This window comes from Paenibacillus lutrae (assembly GCF_009757775.1).
In the GTDB taxonomy this organism is placed as follows: domain Bacteria; phylum Bacillota; class Bacilli; order Paenibacillales; family NBRC-103111; genus Paenibacillus_F; species Paenibacillus_F lutrae.
This window is the reverse complement of record NZ_RHLK01000001.1, coordinates 358,699-382,827: the sequence shown is the minus strand read 5'-3', so window position 1 is coordinate 382,827 and position 24,129 is coordinate 358,699. Positions and strand designations below refer to the sequence as shown.

Annotated in this window: 19 protein-coding genes and 1 pseudogene; 17 read left to right on the top strand and 3 right to left on the bottom strand. The window is 47.7% G+C overall.

Annotated features, from left to right (window positions below):
* Positions 1-43: 43 nt before the first annotated feature.
* A complete protein-coding gene (locus tag EDM21_RS01475) occupies positions 44-1,789 on the bottom strand; it encodes a methyl-accepting chemotaxis protein (RefSeq protein WP_166541774.1) in 1,746 nt (581 codons plus the stop codon).
* Between the two features lie 379 nt (positions 1,790-2,168).
* Between EDM21_RS01475 and EDM21_RS01470 the strand changes: the two genes are divergently transcribed.
* The 9 genes from EDM21_RS01470 to EDM21_RS01430 all read left to right on the top strand — a co-directional run bounded on the left by EDM21_RS01470 (position 2,169) and on the right by EDM21_RS01430 (position 13,668).
* Positions 2,169-5,165, top strand: coding sequence for a sulfotransferase (locus EDM21_RS01470; protein WP_157332228.1), 2,997 nt, complete (start codon positions 2,169-2,171; stop codon positions 5,163-5,165).
* Positions 5,162-6,235 carry a glycosyltransferase gene (locus EDM21_RS01465; protein ID WP_157332226.1) on the top strand — a complete coding sequence of 358 codons (1,074 nt, stop codon included), beginning with the start codon at positions 5,162-5,164 and terminating at the stop codon, positions 6,233-6,235. The genes EDM21_RS01470 and EDM21_RS01465 overlap by 4 nt, the downstream gene beginning before the upstream one ends.
* A 42-nt stretch (positions 6,236-6,277) precedes the next feature.
* Positions 6,278-8,119: an acyltransferase family protein gene (locus EDM21_RS01460; RefSeq protein WP_157332224.1), complete on the top strand. Its 1,842-nt coding sequence runs from the start codon at positions 6,278-6,280 to the stop codon at positions 8,117-8,119.
* 25 nt (positions 8,120-8,144) lie between these two features.
* The gene (locus tag EDM21_RS01455) at positions 8,145-9,941 is read left to right on the top strand and encodes an ATP-binding cassette domain-containing protein (RefSeq protein WP_157332222.1); all 1,797 of its coding nucleotides are present in this window, start codon (positions 8,145-8,147) and stop codon (positions 9,939-9,941) included.
* Positions 9,942-9,988: 47 nt separating this feature from the next.
* A complete protein-coding gene (gene cysC, locus EDM21_RS01450) occupies positions 9,989-10,552 on the top strand; it encodes an adenylyl-sulfate kinase (RefSeq protein ID WP_157332220.1) in 564 nt (187 codons plus the stop codon).
* A 50-nt stretch (positions 10,553-10,602) separates the two neighbouring features.
* Positions 10,603-11,805, top strand: a complete 1,203-nt coding sequence (locus EDM21_RS01445) for an ArnT family glycosyltransferase (protein WP_157332218.1) — start codon at positions 10,603-10,605, stop codon at positions 11,803-11,805.
* A complete protein-coding gene (locus EDM21_RS01440; RefSeq protein WP_157332216.1) occupies positions 11,795-12,271 on the top strand; it encodes a hypothetical protein in 477 nt (158 codons plus the stop codon). The genes EDM21_RS01445 and EDM21_RS01440 overlap by 11 nt, the downstream gene beginning before the upstream one ends.
* A 234-nt stretch (positions 12,272-12,505) precedes the next feature.
* A complete protein-coding gene (locus EDM21_RS01435; RefSeq protein ID WP_157332214.1) occupies positions 12,506-12,856 on the top strand; it encodes a VOC family protein in 351 nt (116 codons plus the stop codon).
* 149 nt (positions 12,857-13,005) lie between these two features.
* Entirely contained in the window at positions 13,006-13,668 is a 663-nt protein-coding gene (locus EDM21_RS01430) for a nitroreductase family protein (RefSeq protein ID WP_157332212.1), read from the top strand.
* Between the two features lie 223 nt (positions 13,669-13,891).
* On the opposite strand, the gene EDM21_RS01425 is transcribed toward EDM21_RS01430, so the two are convergent.
* Complete coding sequence (locus EDM21_RS01425) at positions 13,892-14,704, bottom strand: class I SAM-dependent methyltransferase (protein WP_157332210.1); 813 nt, start codon at positions 14,702-14,704, stop codon at positions 13,892-13,894.
* Positions 14,705-15,071: 367 nt separating this feature from the next.
* Here EDM21_RS01425 and EDM21_RS01420 point away from each other — a divergent pair, with 367 nt between their 5' ends.
* Positions 15,072-17,294: a heavy metal translocating P-type ATPase gene (locus tag EDM21_RS01420; protein WP_157332208.1), complete on the top strand. Its 2,223-nt coding sequence runs from the start codon at positions 15,072-15,074 to the stop codon at positions 17,292-17,294.
* 167 nt (positions 17,295-17,461) lie between these two features.
* Here EDM21_RS01420 and EDM21_RS01415 read toward each other — a convergent pair whose 3' ends face one another.
* Positions 17,462-17,833, bottom strand: a complete 372-nt coding sequence (locus EDM21_RS01415) for an ArsR/SmtB family transcription factor (protein WP_157332206.1) — start codon at positions 17,831-17,833, stop codon at positions 17,462-17,464.
* 149 nt (positions 17,834-17,982) lie between these two features.
* Here EDM21_RS01415 and EDM21_RS01410 point away from each other — a divergent pair.
* The 7 genes and pseudogenes from EDM21_RS01410 to panD all read left to right on the top strand — a co-directional run.
* A pseudogene (locus tag EDM21_RS01410) lies at positions 17,983-18,645 on the top strand (serine aminopeptidase domain-containing protein); the annotation flags it as partial.
* Positions 18,646-18,786: 141 nt separating this feature from the next.
* Complete coding sequence (locus tag EDM21_RS01405; protein WP_157332202.1) at positions 18,787-19,494, top strand: DNA alkylation repair protein; 708 nt, start codon at positions 18,787-18,789, stop codon at positions 19,492-19,494.
* Positions 19,495-19,873: 379 nt separating this feature from the next.
* Entirely contained in the window at positions 19,874-20,659 is a 786-nt protein-coding gene (locus EDM21_RS01400; protein ID WP_157332200.1) for an alpha/beta fold hydrolase, read from the top strand.
* Entirely contained in the window at positions 20,634-21,224 is a 591-nt protein-coding gene (locus tag EDM21_RS01395) for a TetR/AcrR family transcriptional regulator (protein WP_157332198.1), read from the top strand. The genes EDM21_RS01400 and EDM21_RS01395 overlap by 26 nt, the downstream gene beginning before the upstream one ends.
* 434 nt (positions 21,225-21,658) lie before the next feature.
* Positions 21,659-21,946: a VOC family protein gene (locus EDM21_RS01390; protein ID WP_201280739.1), complete on the top strand. Its 288-nt coding sequence runs from the start codon at positions 21,659-21,661 to the stop codon at positions 21,944-21,946.
* Between the two features lie 106 nt (positions 21,947-22,052).
* Positions 22,053-23,114: a glycosyltransferase family 2 protein gene (locus tag EDM21_RS01385; protein WP_157332197.1), complete on the top strand. Its 1,062-nt coding sequence runs from the start codon at positions 22,053-22,055 to the stop codon at positions 23,112-23,114.
* Positions 23,115-23,733: 619 nt separating this feature from the next.
* Complete coding sequence (gene panD / locus EDM21_RS01380) at positions 23,734-24,117, top strand: aspartate 1-decarboxylase (protein WP_157332195.1); 384 nt, start codon at positions 23,734-23,736, stop codon at positions 24,115-24,117.
* The last annotated feature ends 12 nt before the right edge of the window (positions 24,118-24,129 follow it).

The window sequence follows — 24,129 nt, the reverse complement described above, 5'->3', positions numbered from 1 at the left end:
TGGTTCTGTCAGACCGTTAATCAAAGCAGGCATTGTGTTCCTGCTACAATTTAAACTGTCTTATTTTCTCTTGAAGTTCTTCCGCCATACTAGACAGTGCATTTGCAGAAGATGTAACCTCCTCCATAGAAGCCAACTGTTGCTCCGTTGAGGCCGCAATATTCTGTGTTCCGCCAACACCCTCATTGGTGACATCCAAAATTCGATTCATCGATGATAGAACCTCGGAAACGCGAGATGTCATTTGTTCTAGAGCGGTAGATACAACTTGGATATTCACCGACACCTCATCAACCGCAACGTGAATTTCATTAAACGATGATCCCGCTTGGTTCACCAAATGCAGCCCCTCCGTAACCTCTCTTGTGCCATGCTCCATAGACCGGACAGCGTTTTGAATCCCTTCCTGGATACTTTCCACATAGGACGTAATCTGTTGGGCCGAGTTGGATGACTGTTCAGCTAATTTTCTCACTTCACCTGCAACCACAGCAAAACCACGCCCATGTTCTCCAGCACGGGCAGCTTCTATGGAAGCGTTCAGGGCCAACAAATTCGTTTGATTAGCGATTGTGTTGATGACTTCTACAATTCTTCCTATGTGAAGGGCATTATCCACTAAGTATTTCATGGACTCAGCGGATTGGTTCACTGTAGAACTGATCGAATTCATCTGTCTGACAACCATATCAATGGCTCGATTTCCTTCCGTCGCAAGGTTTGTCGCACTAAACACCTTATCCATGACCACCCGGGAGTTGGATTCGATTTGTCCGACTCTTGTCGATATATCGTTTATAGCACGATTGGTTTGATCAATATTTCCCGCCTGTATTTCCGTTCCGGTCGCCAGCTCTTGGACGATAGCAGCTGTTTGAGTAGACGACTTTGTTGAATCTTCGGCGCTCACTGATAATTGTTCCGAAGAACTCCCCACTTGTTCGATCGTAACTTGTACTTGCTCCAAGGTGCTGTGTAACGATCGGACCATCTCATTGAAGCTCTCGCTTAGTTGACCTAATTCATCATTGGAGTGGACAACCACTTTCTGTGTGAGGTCGCCTTTGCTGATCTTTTCTACACCACTAATTAATTCTTTAATAGGCTGTAATAACTTTTTCAGACCAAAAATTTGTACGACAACCCCAACAATCAAAAACAACAGGGAAGCGATTACTAAAGACCAAATCAGTTTGTATTGTTGTTCAGAAATTACTGAAGCATTCACGTCAATCCCGAATACGGCGACGAGCTGTTGCTGTTGATCTAGAACCGGAATTAATACAGTGAGCCAGGATCCGATATTATCTTTGTAAATAGGAGGGATTACCGGCGATTTCGTTTGCTTCAATGTTTGGAATGCCTTCACCATCTCAGGCGGTTGATCAAATAATTCCCCAGGTTTAAGACCCGCTTCCAATAAATGAGTAGGGAGAGATAAGAATCTCGTTTTTGCACCATCCACGACATCCGGCTCGAATAGGAACCCTTGAGCTACATTAGCATTTCCCTCTGACAATTCATCCAGTAAGGACACTAGTTTTTCCTGAATTGCTGAATCGGAAGAATAATTTGTTTGCACGGTTTTCAATTCTTCTGCTACAAATCTGTTCTTCCATAGTGTTGCAATTCCTGTTGCCTGCTCCCCCAAACTGCCCGTAAGCGCACGACTCATAATAAAGTAACTAATCACTGACATGATCATACACGCTAGAACGATTCCCGAAATAGAGAATAGCAAGTTCTTTGAAAAAAAGGTTAAGGCTGTTTTCTTGTTTCCTTTCCTCATAGTCTCGGCTCCTTTTCTTCCTATTAGGTAGTGGTCAGTTACGCAAAGTGTAGTATTCTCGGATACGACATAAAAATCCTTTATTCGACAGTCCTTTGCTTCATTATCTGGTTTAGTGATAGGTGAGGGAACCTCGCAGCATGATATTCTTTTCGTTGCGAAAGCCTTAAATGAGCTGAACCCTTTCATAAATGGTGCCGAACAAAACAACGATGAAGATATGGCTGGATTTACAATTATTTCTGGAGAGATATCATGCGACGGAACAAATAATTAAATAAGAATTTATATAGAAGGAATCATACGAGATTTTGTCGAATTAAATCGAGCATTGTCATGTAGAGATCGTGTTCGTTACTTATCTAAAAGAGGTGCAGCCATGTCAGATAGACCAATTGCGGTAATAATCCTGGGGATGCATCGAAGCGGCACCTCGCTGCTGGCTCAAACGGTTAGATCGCTGGGCGTCTATTTGGGTGATGATCATCAGATGGTTCCTCCCAGGGAGGACAACCCTGAGGGATTCTGGGAACACGCCGAGATCGTAGCGGTTCACGATGAGCTGCTGGCTCGTCTATCTTCTTCCTGGGATGCCACCAAGCCGCTGCCGGAGCAGTGGTGGCTGACCGGGGCGGGAATGGCGAGTCGGGCGAGACTGACCGATATTATCGCCAGAGACTTCTCCAAACACCCGCTATGGGGATTCAAGGATCCGCGAACCTGCCTGCTGCTTCCGCTGTGGCAGTCCGTGTTTGACGAACTAAACATTGAACCCCGATATATTCTCAGCTTGCGCAATCCTTTGAACGTAGCCGCTTCTTTGTATAAGAGAGATCAATTCCAGAATGACAAATCATACGCGATGTGGAATTTGTATGTCCTCTCCAGCTTGTATTACACGAGCCATGAGCGGCGAATCGTAATTGATTACGACCGATTGCTGGAACAGCCTGCCGAGACTGGCCGGAAAATCAGCGATTTTCTAGACATTCCGTACGGCGCTATGGAGCGGGCGAGAGTCGGCGGTTTGCCAAAGCCTTCCCTGCGGCATGCCAGCTTTTCAATGCAGGATGTGTGGGAGGATCAATTGGTCCCCGCCATAGTACGACAAACATTCCAACTCGGAATGATGGGCGAGAGAGATTCTAATGCGCTGTGTAAAGAAGAGCTGCACGAGAGTGTCCAAAACTCCTATGACCAGCTGCTGCAACTCAATCGGCTCTTGAGCCATGAGAAATCCCATCGAATCCGGATGTATTGGGCGGGAGCAGACGAGAGGTTCACAGAAGACAAATCGACGTATATCACCGTGAGCACAAATGGACAGAAAAATCTTCATACGGTCGAAATTCGCGAACATCTCGGTTCGGTTTTACGAATCGATTTTTTTGCTGAGCCCGCGTACTTCAAGTTGTCCAAGCTGAGTCTTGTATATGATGGACAAGAAGTCAATCTTCTTCGCGACTATGCCAAAGACTATGTGCAGTTTCTGCCCTTCACACGGCCTGGCGAAGAAGCGGGTTGTGTCAGTGGCATAAGCACAGGCAGCTCGTCGCAGCTAGTGATTCGAGATTTGCCTCCTCATGGCATGGCCGCGACCTTGCGTCTGGAGCTAAGCTGCTCGTTTGGAATAGGCGAAGATGTGGTTCAGGCCCTTCAACTTGAGCGCCCTGCCGAAGCTGCTCTGTCCTATGCACTTCACGATGCCAGCTTGCGAATCGAACGACTGTTGACAGCGAATGCCGAGAAGGAGAAAGCGCTTGGACTGGCCGCCGGTCAGATTGAGCAGCAGATCGATACGCTTGAGCTTCTATGCGAGGATAGCAGGAAACGCGAGGCGAAGCTCACCGCTCTTAGCCTTGAGTTGCAAGAGCAACGAGCCGAAGCGAGCCGGTTAAACGCCGAGATAGAAAGAAGAGAGCAGCGGGCGAAGGAAGATCAAATCCTGCTGATTCGACAAAAGGATTTGGAGATCGAAAACTACCGGCGGGATGTCGCTGCATATGCGGGGTCGCTGTCCTGGAAGGTAACCCTGCCGCTCCGAATGGCGAGAGAGATCGGGCGCAGGGCCAAGCGGGGGCTCAAAAAAAAGGCCAAGAGCTTACTACAGCGATACGCGATTCAAAGAAACCGGAACTCGCGTTACGCCGGCTTGACCGGCAGGCTTCCTCATAAGCAGTATGCGCTCGTCTTCTCCCACACGAACTACTTGGAATCTATGGGCGGTACTGAGAAGTATATTTATGAGCAAGCTTCGTATTTGTCTCAGAACAACGTAGGTACCATTCAGATCTTTCCAGGTCAGAGCTACTCTTTGTTGCATACAAAGGAAGACACTTTTTATGGAGTGGTCGTGAACGATCAATTCAGAGGCTTTTATTCGGTCAGAGAGATTATGGAGTGGCTCTCCCGGATTCATAAGTATCTTGCTGAGATTTATACCCATCATCTGTTGAACTGGCAGATAAGAGATTATACGGCACTGCTGCAGAACGTGGAAAAGTCGGGCGTCCTTCCTCAGACGTTTTTTATGCACGACTTTTTCGCGTTATGTTCCAGCTATCATATGATGTACCAGCCCAAGATCCGCCAGAGTATCGTAGAAGCCAAAGAAAGACGTTCCTGCATTGCCGATGTCGCCTCCGCTGCGGGAACCGGTGCGGCCATCTGTCAAAACTGTACCCACGGCATAGTGCTCGCGGAGTGGCGGGAGGCCCTTAAACCCGTGCTTCATCAGTCCGATCGAATCGTAGTTCCTTCTGATTTTGTCAAAGTGACGGTGGCTGCTGTCTATCCGGATATCACCAATAAAATACGGGTCAGGGGACATTTGATCTTTGACAGGCAAACGATCATTTACAAGCCCCGGCCGGAGAATCGCAAAATCAGACTCGCTTTCCTTGGTTACAAAATGGAAAATAAAGGATGGTTGTTGTGGGAGCGCTTATATAAAGATGAAGCGCTCGGACGCCTGTATGAATTCCATCATATAGGCTCGCAAGAGAAATATGCCGATCAGGTCACGGTACATTCCTATTCCTTCCTCCGGGAAGGAAAGATGGGGGCGCCCGATCTGCTGATCTCGCAAGACATCGACCTGGTGTTGCTATGGTCGATTGTTCCGGAGAGCTACTCTTACACGCTCCAGGAATCAATTGCGGCAGGCGTTCCCGTCCTGACCTCGCCGCTCAGCGGTAATATTGCCGCGACCATCGATGCCCACCCCGAGCTGGGTATGATATTGAACGGCGAAGATGAACTTAAAGCATTTTTGTTCGATTCCGAGCATGTACGAAATTATGTTTCGGGGGATCGGGCGCGTTACGTGCTGGAATACAACCATTTGCCTACCGGTAGAAGAGAGGCTCGTTCATGATCGTTACTACATCCATATGCGCGAATTACTTGCCGAAAGCAATGGTGCTGGCAAAATCGCTGAAGGAGACGAATCCGGCCGCACAATTCATCGTGTGTCTGCTGGAACGGGACATCCATCCCGCCGCGCAGAGCTGCGAGCATTTCGATGATGTCATACTCGCGAAGGACCTTGGATTCGAACAGTTCGAGAAGTTTATCTTTAAACATTCGATCGTCGAAGCTTCGACGGCGGTTAAGGGACAACTGTTTCTTTATTTGTTGCGGCGCTATACCGCAGAAGACCGCTTCGTCTATCTGGATCCGGACATCAAGGTCTATGGTGAACTGACGGAGCTGGCGGAGGCGATGGATCGTCATCCGATCGTGTTGACGCCGCATCTGTGCCATCCCGAGGACATTATGGACGCGGTGATGGACAATGAATTAAGCGCCCTGCAGCACGGCGTGTTCAACCTCGGCTTTCTTGCGATCTCCAGATCCGAAGAGGCTGTGCGCTTCGCCGAGTGGTGGGCTAGCCGGCTGGCCATGTTCTGCTTTGACGATATCCCTAGGGGCATCTTCACCGATCAGAAGTGGATCGATCTGGCGCCCTGCTACTTCGATGTCTATATTCTGAAGCATCCGGGCTATAATGTGGCGCCGTGGAATCTATCCAGGCGCAAGCTGTCGGCTGCGGCCGGCGGATGCCTGGTCAACGGACAGCCATTGCGATTTTTCCACTACTCCGGGTTTGATTCGGGCGCTAACGAAGGGATGATAAACAAGTATGTACCGGATCGAAGCAACGTCGTGTACCTGCTGCGCGATGAATACGTCCGGGAGCTGCACGAGGCGGATCAGACCCATCTTGGCCGTACCAATTGGTCTTACGATTTCTATAGGAGCGGTGAGCGGATCCAGCGAGATGCCCGCATCGTTTACCGGGATACGCCTGAGATTCTGTACCGTGTGGACAACCCCTTCGCTCTTGGCAATGAGTATTTCGAAAGATATATCAGCGTGGAACAGGTTGCCGGCAATGTGATCAGGCAAGGAAAAAAGCTGCTGAAACGCTTGATTAACCGTTAATTCGTGAGGCCGGCGGAATTTTATGTTGGGAGAAATACATTTATGGCAAGTTCAAGATGGATCTATACGGATGTTCTTCGAGTCGCGGCGATTATCGGAGTGGTACTCATACACTTAACCGCTCCGGTCATTGGAATCAAAAGCGGCGTCGGAGAGATCCACTATTGGTGGACGGCCCACATCATTAACGCCGCGTTCCGCTGGAGCGTTCCTGTATTCGTCATGATTAGCGGGATGCTTCTTCTAGCTCCGGGCCGGAACGAATCGGCTAGGTTGTTTTATCGCAATAGGCTCGGCAAGCTTCTGCCGCTTTTTGTCCTATGGAGCATGATTTATTATTTGTGGGACATTCGCAAGGAATCGGGTTCTTTCGAATGGGGCGGGTTCGCCACAGGTTTGGTCAAGGGGACGCTTCACTACCATCTCTGGTACGTATATATGATCATTCTTCTTTATCTGATTACGCCTCTTCTTCGAGTGCTGGTGAGACGCGCTTCGCTGCGCGCTGTCTTCTATACAGGAGCGGCGGGGCTGGCCTTCTCCAATTTATCGGCACTCGCAGGTTGGAAAAGCTCGGGATTCGTAATAGAGGCCTTCAGCATGCCCGGCTATATCGGTTATTTTCTGCTCGGTTACGTATTGTCGAGGATAGAGTTGAACAAGGAGAAGAGGCGGCTTCTCTACGGATTCGGTCTCTTGTCGTATATAGCCATCGTAGGTGGAAGCCACTGGCTATTGACGGCGCACCCTTCTGCGGATATGTATTTTTACAAATATACGTCTGTTCCCGTTATCTTTATAGCTGCGGCGGTCTTCGTTGGAGTCAAGCAGTTCGGATTCCGCACGGCAGCTGCAGACGGCCCGCGGTTGCTATCTTTTATGAGCTCCTCTGTATTCCATATTTACTTAAGCCATGTGCTGATCATGGAGTGGCTTTACGAGCGCCGGCCGTGGGACATTATTCAGGGTCATCCTTTGGTTTATGTACCGATCGTCGCCGTCATCATCGCAAGCTTGTCTCTCTTGCTTAATCTTGCTTGGCGCGGGAGCTTCTATGCGTTGAAGGCAATGTATAAGCTGACCGTTCGCATTCTCCAGGAGAGAGACTCGATACATCCGCTGAAGGACATCTACCAATATCGGGAGATGCTTCGGAACATGATATTGAAGGATTTGCGGACGCGTTACAAGGGCTCGGCGCTAGGATTCCTCTGGACGTTCCTGAATCCGCTTCTAATGCTGGGTGTATACGCTGGAGTCTTTTCTTTCATCATGAAGGCGGATATTCCCCATTTTCCGTTATTCATTCTGGTAGCGTTGCTGCCTTGGAATTTTTTCTCCCAGTCGGTCACGGGCGGCGCCCGTAGCCTGCTTAATCATGCGGATCTTATGAAGAAAGTTTATTTTCCGAGGGAAGTGATTCCGCTATCGGTCATCGGGAGCAATCTGGTCAACTACTTGCTTACGCTAATTATTTTAGTGCCGGCTCTCTGGCTCAGCGGAGTTCCACTCGCATCGACCCTGTCGGCTTTTCCGATCATATTACTTGTGCAGACGCTGCTTATCTTGCCCATCGTGATGCTTGCTGCCCTGGGCACGGTATACCTGCGGGATCTGGAGCACATCGTTAACGCACTCATGCTCGTAGGTTTCTATTTGACACCGGTTTTGTTTCCTTTATCACTGATTCCGGACTCGTTCCGATGGGTATTCGACTACAATCCGATGACGCCGATCATTAATGCTTACCGGGACATATTTTTATACGGCCAGTGGCCGGACTTTGGCATTCTACTTCCGATGCTGCTCGTTCTCACCGTCGTTAACGCGGGGATGCTGGCTGTATTTTCGCTATTACAGAAGCATGTGGTCGAGGAAGTATGAAGGGCTTAAGAACGGGAGTGGACACATGAGAAACGCAATCGAGCTGCATCAAGTATCGAAAAAATTCAACAAACTTAGCGGGCAACGAAATACGATCAAGGACATCGTGACGACGCCCGCGCCTGCGGCAGCGAAGGACAAGTGGGTGCTGCGCGATATCGAGCTGGAAATTCCGAAAGGAACGAGTTTGGCGTTGATCGGCAAAAACGGTTCCGGCAAGAGCACGCTTCTGAAGCTGATCAGCCGCATCCTGCAGCCTACCTCAGGCAGAGTCAAGGTCAGCGGAAAAGTGGCTACGCTGCTGGAACTCGGGGCCGGATTTCATGCCGACTTCACCGGGAGAGAAAATATATACTTCAACGGTTCCGTTCTCGGGTTTACGCGCAAGGAGATTCATGAAAAGATGGACAGCATCATCGAATTCTCCGAACTCGGAGAAGACATCGACAGGTTGGTGCGGGGCTATTCGACCGGGATGTATATGAGGCTGGGCTTCTCTGTAGCCATCCACATGACTCCGGACATTTTGCTGATCGACGAGGTGCTGGCCGTCGGAGACCATGAATTCCAGAAAAAATGCATCAATGCGATTTTGCGGCTGAAGAGCGCGGGCACCACGATTGTATTCGTTAGTCATGCGGGCGAACAGGCTACTATTATTTGTGATCAGGCGATCTGGCTTGAGGAAGGCCGAATCAAGCTCAGCGGGCCGACGCGTGACGTAGTCATGGCCTATGAACAGAGCGCGGCTGCCCATGATTATCTGGCGGAATATTATTACCGGATGGGCTGCAGGAGCCAGCAGCAGAAGGACTTTGAAAAAGCTTTGAAATTTTTTGATCAATCGCTCGACAAGAACTACAATGAATTTTCCGTTAAAATCTTGCGCTCGTCCGTGTACCTGGAATTAGGGATGCAGGAAGAGGCGGGCGAGGATGCCATTCGGTGTTTGGAGATCGCACCGCCGGGCACGGATATGGAGAGCGTTGTCCAGCACGTTCATTTCGTCAACAGCAAACGCGACGTGGAATGGGTAGCATCCGCCCGGACCAAGCTGTTCGATAACGCGAAGACAGAACCAGCTTTTCTGATTATCGGGACGCAAAAGGGAGGCACGACCTCCCTGTATCACGATCTCACGCAGCATCCGGGCATCAAATCCGCCGCAGTTAAGGAAGTTCATTTTTTCGATGAACAGTATCACTTCGGTTATGACTGGTATAAGAAAAATTTCCCGCCCGATCTGCCGGAAGGCAGTATAACGGGAGAGGCCAGTCCCTACTATATGTTCCATCCCCAGACGCCCGGCAGGGTACGCGAATGGCTGCCTGACGTTAAACTGATTGCACTCTTGCGCAATCCTGTTCACCGGGCCTACTCGCATTATCAGATGATGGTCAGGCGAGGTCTGGAACCGATGTCATTTCCGGATGCGCTGCAGGCAGAGCGTTCCAGGGTGGAAGAGGAGTATGAGCGCATGAGCCGGGATCCGCGCTTTTCAAGCCAGAACTGCTCGATTTACTCATATTTGAAGCGGGGGTTATACGCCGAGCAATTGGAGCGATGGTACCGATATTTTCCCAAGAATCAGATCCTCGTTATGAACAGTGAGGTCTTGCTCCGAGATGCGGCGGAAAGCTACCGGAATGTGCTGGCTTTTCTCGGTATGCCGCTGTGGGAGCCGGACGGTTTTGCTTCGTTAAATGAAGGCGAATACAAGGAGTCTATTCCGAAAGATACGATGCAGTGGCTGCGGAGCTACTATGCGGAACCAAACCGGCGGTTGTTCGAGTTGATCGGAGAAGAGTACGATTGGGATTGATAGGCGCTGGGCGGGAGCATAAAGCTTGAAACTGAAGGAGGAATATTATGATAGAACAAAGTGAATGGAATCGAATGAACGGCCATAAAGGCAAAGTGCTGTGGTTTACGGGATTGTCGGGTTCGGGCAAATCCACGTTGGCTGCCGAAACCGAGAGGGAGTTGTTCCGGAGAGGCATCCGGTGCGTGGTGCTCGATGGAGACCAGCTTCGATCGGGCATTAACCGCGACCTTGGGTTCACGGATGAGGACCGCAACGAGAACCTGCGGCGTGCGGCGGAAATCGCTGCGCTCTTTTTAAGCGTCGGATTTATCGTTCTGGTGCCCATGATCTCTCCTTTGGCGGAAACCAGGAGCACGATTCGGCAGCGATTCGGGCCGGGAGAATACAGCGAGGTCTATGTAAAGTGCTCGCTTGAGACGTGCGAACAGCGCGATCCCAAAGGACTGTATCGCAAAGCGAGATCCGGCCTCATCAAGCAGTTTACCGGAATCGACTCGCTGTATGAGCCTCCCATGGAAGCGGAACTGACGGTTGATACAGAAAACGAGCCTGCAGAGCAGTGCGTCCGGCTTCTCGTGGATAGCATTCTCCAGGACTGCCGGTCTTAAGAACCATGAGTCCGTGTCGCGAGAACTTTATGGAGAACGAGGCTGGACGAATGCGCTTCAGATGGATTTATCTTATACTTTTGAGCGCATTGGCGCTTCGGCTCATCTATATTTTCAGCAACTCGTTCCCCCCTCCGGTCGGTGATGCCATGTTCTACAGCAAGATGGCGGAACAGTTTCTAGAGACCGGCATGCTTGGCTATAATCAATCGGAGCCCAATGCCTATGTCACGCCGGGATTTCCGCTGCTTCTTGCCGCCGTGTATGGGATATTCGGTACCGATCCGCTGGGGTTTCAACTCACGCAAGTCGCGTTCAGCGTGCTCACGATTTGGGTGGTCTACCGGATTGCCCGAAAATATTTGAGCGAGACGTTCAGTTTGATTAGCGCTGCGTGCATGGCGGTTTATCCAAGCTTTATTTATGCCAACGGACTGCTTCTGACCGAGGTTACGTTTACGCTGCTGCTGGCCTTATTTTTATTGTTGTTGCTGGAGGGATTACAAAGCGGCCGTCGTTCGACATTGATTGCGGCCGGGATACTTCTGGGTCTCAGCGTTATGGTGCGGCCGACGCCGGCGGTTCTCGTGCTGCCCCTAGCGCTTTATTTTGCGCTTACGCTTCCGTCCCGCAAGCTTGTCCTTCGGGCGCTGATTTATGTCGGCTTCAGTTCGTTTATCGTCGTTCTCCCGTGGTGGATTCGTAATTTCCTGTTATACGGCGAGCCTGTGCTGTTTTCTACATCCGGGAACAATCCTTTACTGTGGGGTGTTCACCCGTACTTAATTGGATGGGAAAACACTTTCCAATCGATTTATCAATTGAATCCCACCGAGCTTGAGCGGAATGCGCTGTGGGGTAAGAAGGCGGAGGAATTGTTACAGTCGCAGCTTCAGCAGGCACCATTTATCGAATGGTTTCTGATCGGCAAGCTGAACTACTTCTGGAGCATCCCCTGGGTCGAAAACGGAGAGATTGCTCATCTGTTCGAAAAATGGCGAGAACCGCTGCACCTTTTGTTCGTTGCGGGAGGCTGGCTGGGGTTAACGGCGAGTGTTTTGCGAAAGCATTCAACCGGTTGGCTGGCTCTGGTTATCGTCGTTTATACGATTATGCATCAAATCATGCTGCCGATTCCCCGGTATGCTTACCCGATCATGCCCTACATGATTATCTTTTTCTGTTTCGGAATGAGTCTGCTTTATGATGCGGTTAACAAGAGAGCAAAGAAGGCGGATCGACATGCTTTATAAAGGCTATACAGGAGTCATCGTCTTGTTTACCGCCCTTGTCTTGTACAGCGTATTGATCTTCGACCGGGAAAAGGGAGAGCTGGAATGGAGAGAGGCCCAGGCAGAGAAAACTGCGGAAATCCTCTACACAGATTTTGAGAATTGGACGGCTTACAACATCAGCAAAAAGGGAAGCAAGTGGACCTCCTCCACCAATGACCCGATCTTGATCGGTCCTTCCATGGTAACCTCTGGAGCCAAGCAAACTTATGCGCGTATCGAACTGACGATAAATGGCGCAGGTGAGGTTCAAGTGTTCTGGAGGGGAACCGGGGAATCATTTTCGGAAGCGAAAAGCAAAGTATTCTCCGGCAAAACAATCGAAATGATGGTCGATGGCGATGTCGAGCAGATTCGAATCGATCCTGCTATGAAGCCCGGAGTGGATTTCATTGTGCATAGGGTGCTTATTATGAAGTACCGATAGTCTGATCGATTAGTCGGCGGCAACGAGAGGAAGCGAACAACGAGGAGAGGGGGAGCGATTGCTCCCTCTTTTTGCTGTTCGCTGCTGAAGCGCCAAACGAGTTGAGCTGAATCCTGTCACATCCGTTTATTGCGGGTCGGGCGATATGGATATAAAAGGATTTTAAAACAAAATCTCGAATATCTTTACCTAATCAGCAGCCAAATGTTTACTGATAGAGAGGAGCCAGACACGATGATAAAAGGTTTCGGAGGGATATTCTGGAGGACCACGGATATTGAAGTTACAAAAAAATGGTACTGTGAAGTGTTGATGATTGAAATAGAAAATTGGAATGGGACTGTGATAAAACCCCAATTAGGAAATGAAACTATCTTTTCATTCTTTACCGAGAATGACAGTTATTTTCCCACAGAACAACAAGTCATGCTAAATTTCCAGGTACATAACCTGAATGAGACTATTAACCATCTTGAACAAATCGGTGTGCCTCTGGCAAAGAAAAAAGAGGTTAGTGAATTTAGACAGTTTATTTGGATTGAAGATCCGGATGGTCGACTGATCGAGCTTTGGGAGAAATCGTAATTTGATGCAAGTATAATTTCCATCTTGCAATGTGAACCGGAACGTTATATACTGTAATAAAATATGTTTCAGTTAATGTTAGGCCGCACGATTATTTAAGATATTCTGTGCCTGATTTGAGCACAGTAGATATTGAGGAGGAGAGAACTATGTTCATTACACAACCATCTCTAACTTTGGATCAGCAGCAATTTTTCAATGTAATTAAGGATCGCCGGTCCGTCCGCAGTTACGATCCCGAATTCAAGATTTCGAGGGAAGACATGAGCGAAATCTTGCAGCAAGCGACGCTGGCCCCTTCAGCTGCCAATTTGCAGCCATGGAGGTTCCTCGTGATCGATTCGCCGGAGCTGAAGCAAAAGCTGCTTCCGATCATGTTTAATCAGCAGCAAGTGATCGAGGCTTCGGCCGTCATTGCGGTGTTAGGAGATATGGAGAGCTATAAAGTGACCGACAAAATTTACGGTATGGCGGTTGATGCGGGTTACATGTCTGCCGAGACGGCTAAATCGTTCGTAGAACGCTATGAGGGGATGTTTAAGAGCATGCCTCCGGAGACTATTCGCCGAATCGTTTCTACTGACGGTGGATTGGTATCCATGCAGCTCATGCTTGTAGCCCGCGCCAAAGGCTACGATACGGTCCCGATGGCCGGCTATGACGAGGCCAAGTTCAAAGAAGCATTCCATATTTCAGAACGCTACGCTCCTGTTATGCTTATCGCCATCGGTAAGGCGACGCAGCCGGGACATCCGACGGTAAGATTGCCGATTGAGGATACCACATTCTTCAACGAAATGCCCGAGGCATAACAATATTCAGAACGAAGAGGGAAACAAGAAGTAACGGCGTTATTCTACCGTATAACAAATAAGAAAATCGAAGAGAATCAAAAATTAAAGGCACTTTGCTTGGTAGATAAGCAAAGTGCTTTTTATGTTAGGAGATAATAGTCATCGTTTCACCGGTTTTCTTGATTGTACCATCTTCATGCTTTAACTCACTTGTTCTTTCCTTATTATGATACGGCAAGTATTATAGTTTTCTTGCTTTGATTACAAAAGTTACGGGGAGCATCCTTGCTTTGCTCGCAAAATCGCTGTTATCGCCCCACGATTGTATAATCTCCTCATCCGATTCTTCAATCATTTCCTCTATGACGAATCCCGCTTTTGCCAACGCATTCACATACGTGGATAGTTTACGATCCGATAAGGTCAGCTCACCTTTATCCAGCGAGAACGAATAACAACATTCATCGAAATAATTTTTTTTGAAAACGAGGCTGTCATTTTCTGCAGCAACACATTTGTGTATCGGGTGAGACCAGCTGAAAATAAAGACACCATCTTTTTTAAGATAAGAAGCGATCCGACCAAAAGTCCCCTCAAGATCAGTGGTCCAGCCTATGGCATAAATGGAATATACAAAGTCAAAATAATCTGCGGGAATGCCGCATTCTTCTTCCATGGGAGAACAGATAAATTTTGCCGAGAGGCCGCATGTTTTCAAATGCCGGGATGCCTTTTCGATTTGCATTTCCGATATATCCACAGCCCACAGTTCAGATGCGTGGCGTTCCCCCTGATATTGCAAGGATTGACCGTTACCACAGCCGATCTCCAGCATCTTTTTCCCCGAGACATCGCCAAAGAGCCGGCATTTTTCTTCGGAGACGTATTGTCCGTACAAAGGCAGCACGATTGCTCCTAAGAAGTCATTTCCCTGTGTGTCCCAATAGAAGCTGTTTGTTTCATAAACCGAATTCTTGTCCAAGTCGACCGGGATAGCATGGCCGGCCTCGCCAGCGCCTATAACGTTAGGTTTATGCACCGAATTCTTATCCATTCCAACGCCCTTTCCACATGTAAATAGTATGAGCCTTAAAGCATATCCTGACTTACACGTTATCCCAATAACCCATTCCGAACACGAACACTCGTGCTATTGTTCCAAATAATGTACCAGTTTTCTCTGAACTCATCCAGCCAAAGTATTCCACCAGGCGTCATTAGTCTTTACGAAGCATTCATGGTCAATAGTGAAGAAATTATAATCTCATCACACGAATTTTCAAAGAACAAGCTGAAAATGAACGTATTTTTTCCGTTTTTAGATGAACCTGCCTCTATTTTGTTGACAGTGCAAGACATCAAGAATATATTATACATGAACAAGTGCTCATGTATAGTTTTGTGAAGGGGTGAGACAAGAAATGGAAACAGGTGGTTCTGCTATTAAACGAAAATTGGTGCTGCAGGGTCTGGATTGCGCGAACTGTGCTCTGAAAATCGAGAACGGGGTCCAGAAAATTGATGGGGTTCGGACTTGTTCGGTGAATTTCGCAAACCAAACGTTAACCGTAGAGATGGCGTCGGAAAGATCGGATGACATTCTTGAGCAGACGAAGAAAAAGATTCGTACACTTGAGCCTGGTATAAAAGTAGTGGAATACGGTGAGAGGGGAAGCCGAAAAAGGGGACCCTCCGAACAGAAACACGCCCACGATCATAACCACAGCCATGATCACGGTGCCGAATCGGCGGATGACGGCCATGGACATACTCATGACCATGGGGCGCAAAGCATTAAGATCATCGTCGCCCGGCTGATTGCAGGTCTTGTCATTGGCGCGGCGGCGCTCGCATTAACCATGAGCCGGGAACTTGAACTGATCTTGTTTATTGCATCCTATCTCATCGTGGGCGGAGATATTGTTTTCAAAGCACTGAAGAACATCATAAGAGGTCAAGTGTTCGATGAATACTTCCTCATGTCGATCGCGACTGTCGGCGCTTTTGCAATCGGAGAGTATCCCGAAGGCGTAGCTGTTATGCTCTTTTATCAAGTTGGCGAACTGTTCCAAAGCATTGCAGTCAACCGGTCGCGCAAATCGATCAGTAAGCTGATGGATATCAGACCCGATTTTGCCAATTTGAAAACAGCCGATGAGATCAAACGAGTGAGTCCGGAGGAAGTGCAGATCGGTGATTTGATTGTCGTTCGACCCGGTGAAAAGGTACCTCTAGACGGTAAAGTCATCGAGGGGAATTCGGCAATGGATACCTCGGCGTTGACCGGCGAGTCCGTGCCACGCGAAGTGACTGCAGGGGAGGATGTGCTGAGCGGATTCATCAATAAAAACGGGGTTCTGACGGTTGAAGTTTCGAAGGTATTCGGGGAGTCAACTGTCGCCAAAATTTTGGACCTGGTGGAAAACGCGAGCAGTAAAAAGGCGCCGACAGAAAACTTTATTACGAAGTTTGCCCGTTACTATACGCCTTTTGTCGTCATTGTCGCCGCTTTGCTGGCCGTTTTGCCTCCTCTGCTCTTGAGTGGAGCTACTTTCACGGATTGGGTGTACCGTGCCTTGGTATTCCTAGTGATTTCCTGCCCTTGCGCATTGGTGGTTTCCATCCCGCTCGGATTCTTCGGCGGCATCGGGGCTTCCTCGAAGAACGGCATCCTAGTTAAGGGCAGCAATTATCTGGAGGCGCTGAATGACGTCAAATACGTCGTATTTGATAAAACGGGAACGCTGACTAAAGGTGCATTTAAAGTAACCGGTATTTATCCGCAAAAGAGAGGGAACGAACAAGAGTTGTTACGCCAAGCCGCTTTTGCCGAAATGCACTCCACCCATCCGATTGCAGAGTCCATCAGGGAAGCGTACGGACAGCAATTGAATGAAGAATTGCTTTCGGATTATAACGAAATATCGGGACACGGCATCCAGGTTATGTTCGAGGGCAAACAAGTGCTGGCTGGAAACGCGAAGCTTATGCAAAGGGAAAATGTCGATTTCGCCGCACCATCCGAACTCGGTACTGTGGTGCATATTGCGATCGACAAACAATATGCCGGTTATTTGGTTATTGCCGACGAGATCAAAGAGGACTCGGCCAAGGCGATCCGTTTGCTAAAAAATCTCGGCGTAAAGAAAATTGTTATGCTGACGGGAGACATCAAGGCAGTGGGTGAGGCGGTCGGCAAAAAATTGGATGTCGACGAGGTTCGGTCCGAACTGCTGCCGCAGCAGAAGGTCGAAGAGCTGGAGAAGATCGACCGTCAAAAATCGAGCAGAGAAAAGATCGTGTTCGTCGGTGACGGCATCAACGACACGCCGGTTTTGGCCAGAGCGGACGTAGGCGTGGCAATGGGGGGCCTCGGGTCCGACGCGGCCATTGAAGCCGCTGATATCGTCATCATGACTGACGAGCCTTCCAAGCTCGCTTCCGCGATCTATATTGCGAAGAGAACCCGGCGCATTGTATGGCAGAACATCTTTTTTGCACTGCTGGTCAAAGCAATTTTTCTGCTTTTGGGCGCGTTCGGAATAGCGACAATGTGGGAAGCGGTGTTCTCTGATGTGGGCGTCACCCTGCTAGCCGTGTTGAACGCGATGCGCGTATTGAAGATCCAACCTAATTTGGTTTAAAAGAGTACCCTGGCGGCTGTTCATTCGTGAGAATAAACCAGCCATGTTCAGGGGGAATGGATCGCAAAATCGTACTTGAGCGTATAAGGAAGCAACCAAACAAGGACTGTCCGCATGCCATTGAAGCTGGCTAGGGGCAGTCCTTGTAATTTACAGCACAAGCGGCATTATCCGTGGTTGGTATGCTGGAGGGTTTGCAGAAAAATTTGCTCAATATGAGCATCGTCGAGTGAATAATAGACCGTTTTTCCAGTCTTACGCCGCTTAACGATTCTAAGGTTGCGTAAATATCGCAGTTGGTGAGAGACGGCCGATTGCCCCATTTCGAGCAGCACTGTCAAGTCGTGCACGCAAAGCTCCCGTTTCAGCAGGGCACTGATAATTTTGACACGCGTCGGATCACTGAAAGCCTTAAACCAGTCGGCCAATTGATTCGCTTCCTGGTCATCAATAAGCTCTGCCTTGACTGCATTCAGATCCACAGTGGTACCCGCGCAATTCGTATCGCAATATTCCGCCTTATTTATGGACTGTATCATTCATTATCACCCTTCTGTTAGGCGCTTGTAACTTTTTCATCACAATAACATATAAGATCATTGCGAGCAAGATTTCAACCATTTTGCTTCCTCCGCTCTCTTGCTCAGAACGGTTTTAATGTCATTGGTGTCATCCTGTTGGTCATGGGAAAAGTCCCCGTATTCAGAAGATATTCATGTTTGAGGACATTATTCAAAATGGAAAAGATGCTGTTACCTATGCAATTAGGCACTTTAATAGCAATGTTATCGTAATGGGCTCCAGTCAAGGAGGAATTGTGGCTATTGCACTAGCTGGCCAGGATGACCGTATCCGGGCTGTTTTTCCTCATAATATTCTTATTCCACAAGTGTCTGATTCCATCGTAGTTACAAGATTCCCAAGATTTTTACGAAAGAACTATACATTATTCGTTACTGGAATCACGCGTATGGCCAAGATTTTTCCGAACTTTCCGATCCCTGTAAGTTTATATCTGGATTTGAAAAAGATATCGCGAGATAATAGAATTATTCAGCAATTCTACGACGATCCGTATGGATTTATGAGTTATCCACTCCATTTCTTATCAAGTCTATTTAATGCCGATCTGAGCTCTATTCAGGATGGAAGGATTAAATGTCCCGTCATCGTTATTGCGGCAAAGGACGATCCATTATTTCCGGAGGCATACACCCGCACCATATTCCAGATGATTAAGGCACCGTACAAGGAACTGATGCTCTTCAATGAGGACGTACATCTTATTTTGAATGAACGCGTTCCCCAGGTGCTTGGACCCATTGTAGCGAAAGTTAGAATTTTTCAATAAACTCATAATTGCTAGGTGGATTTTTCAGCTTTAAGCGGATGAGCAAATAAGTCTTTGCTGTTCGAATGCAAATGATTCCTCCGTCATTTAGGGTAGAAGTATCCAATATCCTACATAATTTGAGAAAGGAAGTGCAGAACGATGAATTTAGAAATGGTTATGCAAGAGCTTGAGGCTCTCGGCAAGGATTGTCTCAAGAAAATGTACCTATCCAAAGGCGCGCGGGAGCCGCTTTTTGGCGTGGCAACGGGAGAAATGAAGCCGATCTTCAAGAAGATCAAGCTCAATCAACCTTTGGCGGAGCAACTTTATGCCACGGGGAATTACGACGCCATGTACTTTGCGGGAATCATAGCTGAGCCTAACTCAATGACGGAGGCGGATTATGACCGTTGGCTGGCTTCGGCCTATTTTTATATGTTGTCCGATTATGTAGTAGCTGTCACTTTATCGGAAGCGGATATTGCGCAAGATGTTGCCGATAAGTGGATTGCAAGTGGCGAAGATTTGATTATGTCAGCAGGCTGGAGCTGTTATTGCTGGCTGCTGGGAAGTCGGCCGGACAGCGAATTTACGGAAAGCAAACTTTCCAAGATGCTTGAACAAGTGGAAGAAACGGTTCACGATGCTCCCGAGCGAACGAAATATTCAATGAATAACTTTATGTACACAGTTGCGACCTCCTACTCGCCACTCCATGACAAGGCGGTTGCAACAGCGAAGGCAGTATGTCCGGTAGAAGTCACAAGTGACACGGGAAAAAGCAAGTTCCTGAACGCTGCCGAAAATATTCAAAAGACTGTAGAGAAAGGGAGACTTGGCTTCAAACGGAAGCATGTGAGGTGTTAACCTTCTACTGTCCTGACACGGGAAAATAACACTGGCCGAATCAGTTCAGCTAAGCGGGGGGACGATCATACGATCCTAATAGGGAGCAGACCGCAACGGGGCTGCTCCCTGTTTTAGTTGAAGCAACGGATAGCTTACATGAATTAGCTCCATCCAAATAATTGGATCGAAATTCAATACGCCTATAAGGCGATGTTCTGGTGGAATCGCTGTGAATGCGTGACAAGAATATAAGTACATGAATATTTCGCTGTGTGCTAGTAGGGGACATGTGTACAAGGAACGAAGGGAAAATGAGGAGATTTATATTGACTGTACATTCAGTCATAAATATAATCAGGATAAAGACTATGGATTGTCTACCAAGGAGGGTAACGACATGGAACTTTCTTACCAAATCCAAGGAAATGGGTCGCCAGTGGTCCTGATTCACTCGGGGGGCGTCGATTCGAGGGTGTGGAAGTATATGGTGCGAGATCTAGCAAATCACTTTAAAGTGATTACATACGATGGCCGAGGTACCGGACGTTCGCCCGCTCTACTAGAGCCGATCTCCTTAGTGGAGGATTTACGTAACCTTCTTGAACATTTGAAGCTGGATCGGGTCACACTTGTCGGCCATTCTATGGGCGGGCAGATCGCTACGGATTTTACATTATCATTTCCTTCCAGGGTAGAGAGGCTTGTTGTGATCGCTCCGTCATTAACGGGTTTTACCTATTCGCAAGAATTCATGCAATATATGGCATCGGTGAATGCGGCTGCTCCCGATATTTCACGGCTGGTTGACTTATCTTTAGCCGGACCCATCTATCGCGCTACAATGGCAAGCTCACATGCGGATTTTCTTCGTGAATTGCATACTCACTACATGACCAGGGTATTTACCGAGTGGAAAAGCTTCGAAGTCCGCTGGCCAGAGCCGGCTGCGATCGAGCGATTAGAGGAGATTGCGGTTCGAACGCTGTTTATTCACGGTACAATAGAATGGCCGGATTTATTTAAAATTGCAGACCAATTTAAGCGAATTCCCACAATCCGATTTGCCGAAATTGACGGAGGAGATCATATGCTTATTTTGACTCACGCGTCGGAACTCGCCGAATACATCCGGAACTTCATACAGGGAGAACAAGACAATGCCGAGAACACGGGAACAAAATGATCGAATTCGACAATCCACCAAAGAAAATATCCGAACGGCTGCGATGGAGATTTTTGTTAAACGCGGATATCATAACGCTTCAATAGAGGAGGTTGCGAGAAGCGCCGGTATTTCTAAAGGCTTAATGTATAACTATTTCAAGGGAAAAGAAGATCTGCTAGCCGATATGGTACGGAGCCGGATCGAAGAGATCAATAAAGTAATGCAAGAGGCCGCAGCCCAAAACTCTCCGACTGAACAGTTGAAACATATCATCGATGGCGCACTTGATAACGTGGGACAACGTCCCAAAGAGTACCGGTTTTATTTGCATCTGCAAACACAGCCCGAGGAAGATGAAATCGTCTCCAAGTACAGCCGCATGCTCAATGAAGCGATGGCTAAAAACTATCAACTGCAGAACGGTATGTTTATGAGCCTTGGGGCAGACGATGCGAACTTAAGATCACTTTACTTCTCCTCCACACTTCACGGAGCGATGCTCTTGATGTCCACTTACCCCGAGCATTATCCGCTAGAAGAAATGAAGAAGCAGATCAATAAACAATTTTGTTCAATGGGTTAGGCATCTCAACAGCTTGCACAAGAGTTGGAACTCGATCATTTGTTCAATTACATACATGCATAAGAAGCTGCCAAGATGGCGGCTTTTTTATTTTAACGTTTGTAAGTCTTGTCTCCTGCTGCGTACAACTTATCTTCCTAGCAGCCGAGCTTCTCAAGGGATTATGCCGAACTACGGGAAAATTAAATGAGTGGTTTATGTAGAGACTTTTTTTCCTATCAAAAGCACTATTACCTTTACAACTTCGTTCCACCTAAATGCTATCTGCTAAGTTGTAAACTTGGGACAAAATCAAAGTAAACGTGAGCATTTAAAAGAAAACTAATTGTCCGTAGAGGGAAAATGATTGTACAACACAGCCCGAAATGATAATGTAAAATAAGGTCAAATATTCCTAATCAAGTAAGTAAATGAGTTGAATCGAGGTGTGAAAAATGAGAGTAAAACGAATTGTTACCACTATTAATACGCAGAATGTTCAGGCAGCAAAAAGCTTTTACCAGGACGTACTCGAACTTGATTTATTGATGGATCATGGATGGATTGAAACATACGGTTTACTCGGGGAAGAGAACGTTCAAATTAGTTTCGCCGCACAAGGCGGCTCCAATAAGCCTACACCTGATCTTTCGATTGAAGTCGATGATATCGATGCGGTGTTCGAACGTTTGGAAGGCTGCGAGCAGGCTGGCATATCCATATGGGAATCAGGACGTTTTTAACTCATAAGCAGGACGTGCTTAAACCGGCTCACGTTTTTTAGACTTGACGGCTTCCGGCTTCGCATCTACACTGACGATGATTAAATTAACGATTGGAGGGAAGCGAATGGAGCAGTTGATAAGCATTGTGATGCCGACCTATAATCGGGCGCAGATCATTTCCGGCGCGATCGAGTCCATCTTGCATCAGTCTTACGCCAACTGGGAGCTGATCGTCGTTGATGACCGAAGTACGGATCATACGGAAGAGGCGATCCGCGAGTGGAGGCGCAAAGATGAGCGGATCCGCTATGTGCGCAATGAACGGGAAAAAGGACCGGGAGGCGCGCGAAACGCGGGGATGCTGGCGGCGCAAGGCGAATATTTGGCGTTTCTTGATTCCGATGACGAATGGTTTCCCAACCATTTGGCCGACAGCATGAAGACACATGCACTTACGAAAGCGGATATCAGTTTTGCGCTATGGGTGGAACGGCACGGGGATATAACCTCCTACAACTTCGACAATGAGGTTGAGCGGCATTTGCTAAATTCGATGCGAGCAACGTTCGAAACATGGAATGACGGAGAAACGATCGTATTCGAGAAAGGTTTGTTCGAGGCGTTTTTGTCGCATACGCGCAATTTTTTTCAATTAAACACGATGGTATTCCGCAAGGAGCTGCTGGACGAAGTCGGCTTGATCAACGAACATTTTTATCTCGGGGAGGATACGACCTATCTGCTCCGCTTTTTCGACAAATACAGAATTGCACTGCAAACCAAACCTCATTCCGTCTACCGGGAGTCTCCCGACAGCCTCTACTTCTTCTGCGACCGCTGGCAGCTTGATCCCGATACGCTTCATCTCAACGAGGAAATATACAAAAAAATCGAGGGACTTAGTTTCAAATCTATCAAGGTGCGCGAGCATATCCGGGATTTGGTCGCTCAGTCCCGTTCCGTCAGCAAAAAAGCGAAACAGCTTTCCTACATTGACATCGGCATCGCAAGCAAATATTATACGCTCAGCTATTTAAACCGTTACAACCGCAAAAAAGCACTCCACTATTGCCGCCAATCCCTTCGTTACAAAGTTACGATTTTTAATCTGTTTCTGTTTGTGAAACTGCTGTTTTCAAGCAAAAGCGGAAATGTTTTCTTGCATAGGGCTCTTAATTTCTGGTAAGTCTGCTCAAAAAAGTAAAAGAATTTCTCCCTCTATTGTAAGATTATCACCCTATCGCCAGTTAAGGTTTAGCACTACTATAAGGTTAGGTTGCAAGAAATTTCCTTATCAAAAGGAAAGGAAATAAGTATTGCACTGCAATACTTTAATTCATTACCGCTCCACCTGGTTGCACGGTTTCATTTTCTCCATTCGCAGCACTGAGCCTTCAGTAGGATGAGCTGCTGCGATGTATAAGCCACGTTTTTCGTTTTTACTGTCAGAATTTTCAATCAACTAGAACCCGCACAATCCTACAAAACAGCCTGATTAGCTTGAGCTTGCCTGTCATCATGTCCCCTTCACAATCGCATGAAATGATCCATTCAACTTGATCCCACACACATAAGTATGAGCTTGCTTATTCCGTACAAAGAGCCCAATTGGCACCAGTTTGCCGCAGCATTTCTTTTTTGAGCAGCTTAGTTGCTCCAGCTATTTTTTTCTTTAAAACAGAGAAATAATGTAGGTTGTTTAAAATCCGAATGTTCCTTGAAAGAATATTTGGAAAAAAAGTGTTCGGTATAAGAAATTAGCTTTGTTTTATTAATCCAACCCACTCCACAAGGAGAGTGTATTCATGTTTAGAGAGATGCATAAGTCCAAAATTCACCGGGCTGTCGTGACAGAGGCCAATTTGAATTACGTAGGAAGCATTACCATCGCTGAGGATATTTTGGATGCATCGAACATCCTGGAGAACGAAAAAGTGCAAGTTGTCAATATAAATAACGGAGCCAGGCTGGAGACATATGTCATAACCGGTCCAAGAGGCTCGGGTGTGGTTTGCTTGAACGGCGCCGCTGCCAGACTGGTGCAGCCGGGCGACCGCGTCATTATTATTTCTTACGCGATGATGGAGGAATCGGTAGCCCGCACGTATCGTCCGCATGTCGTTATTATGGACGATCATAATCGCATCGTAACGGATGACTATCAAGAGCTGCATTCCACAACGGTGTGATATGACAGAACG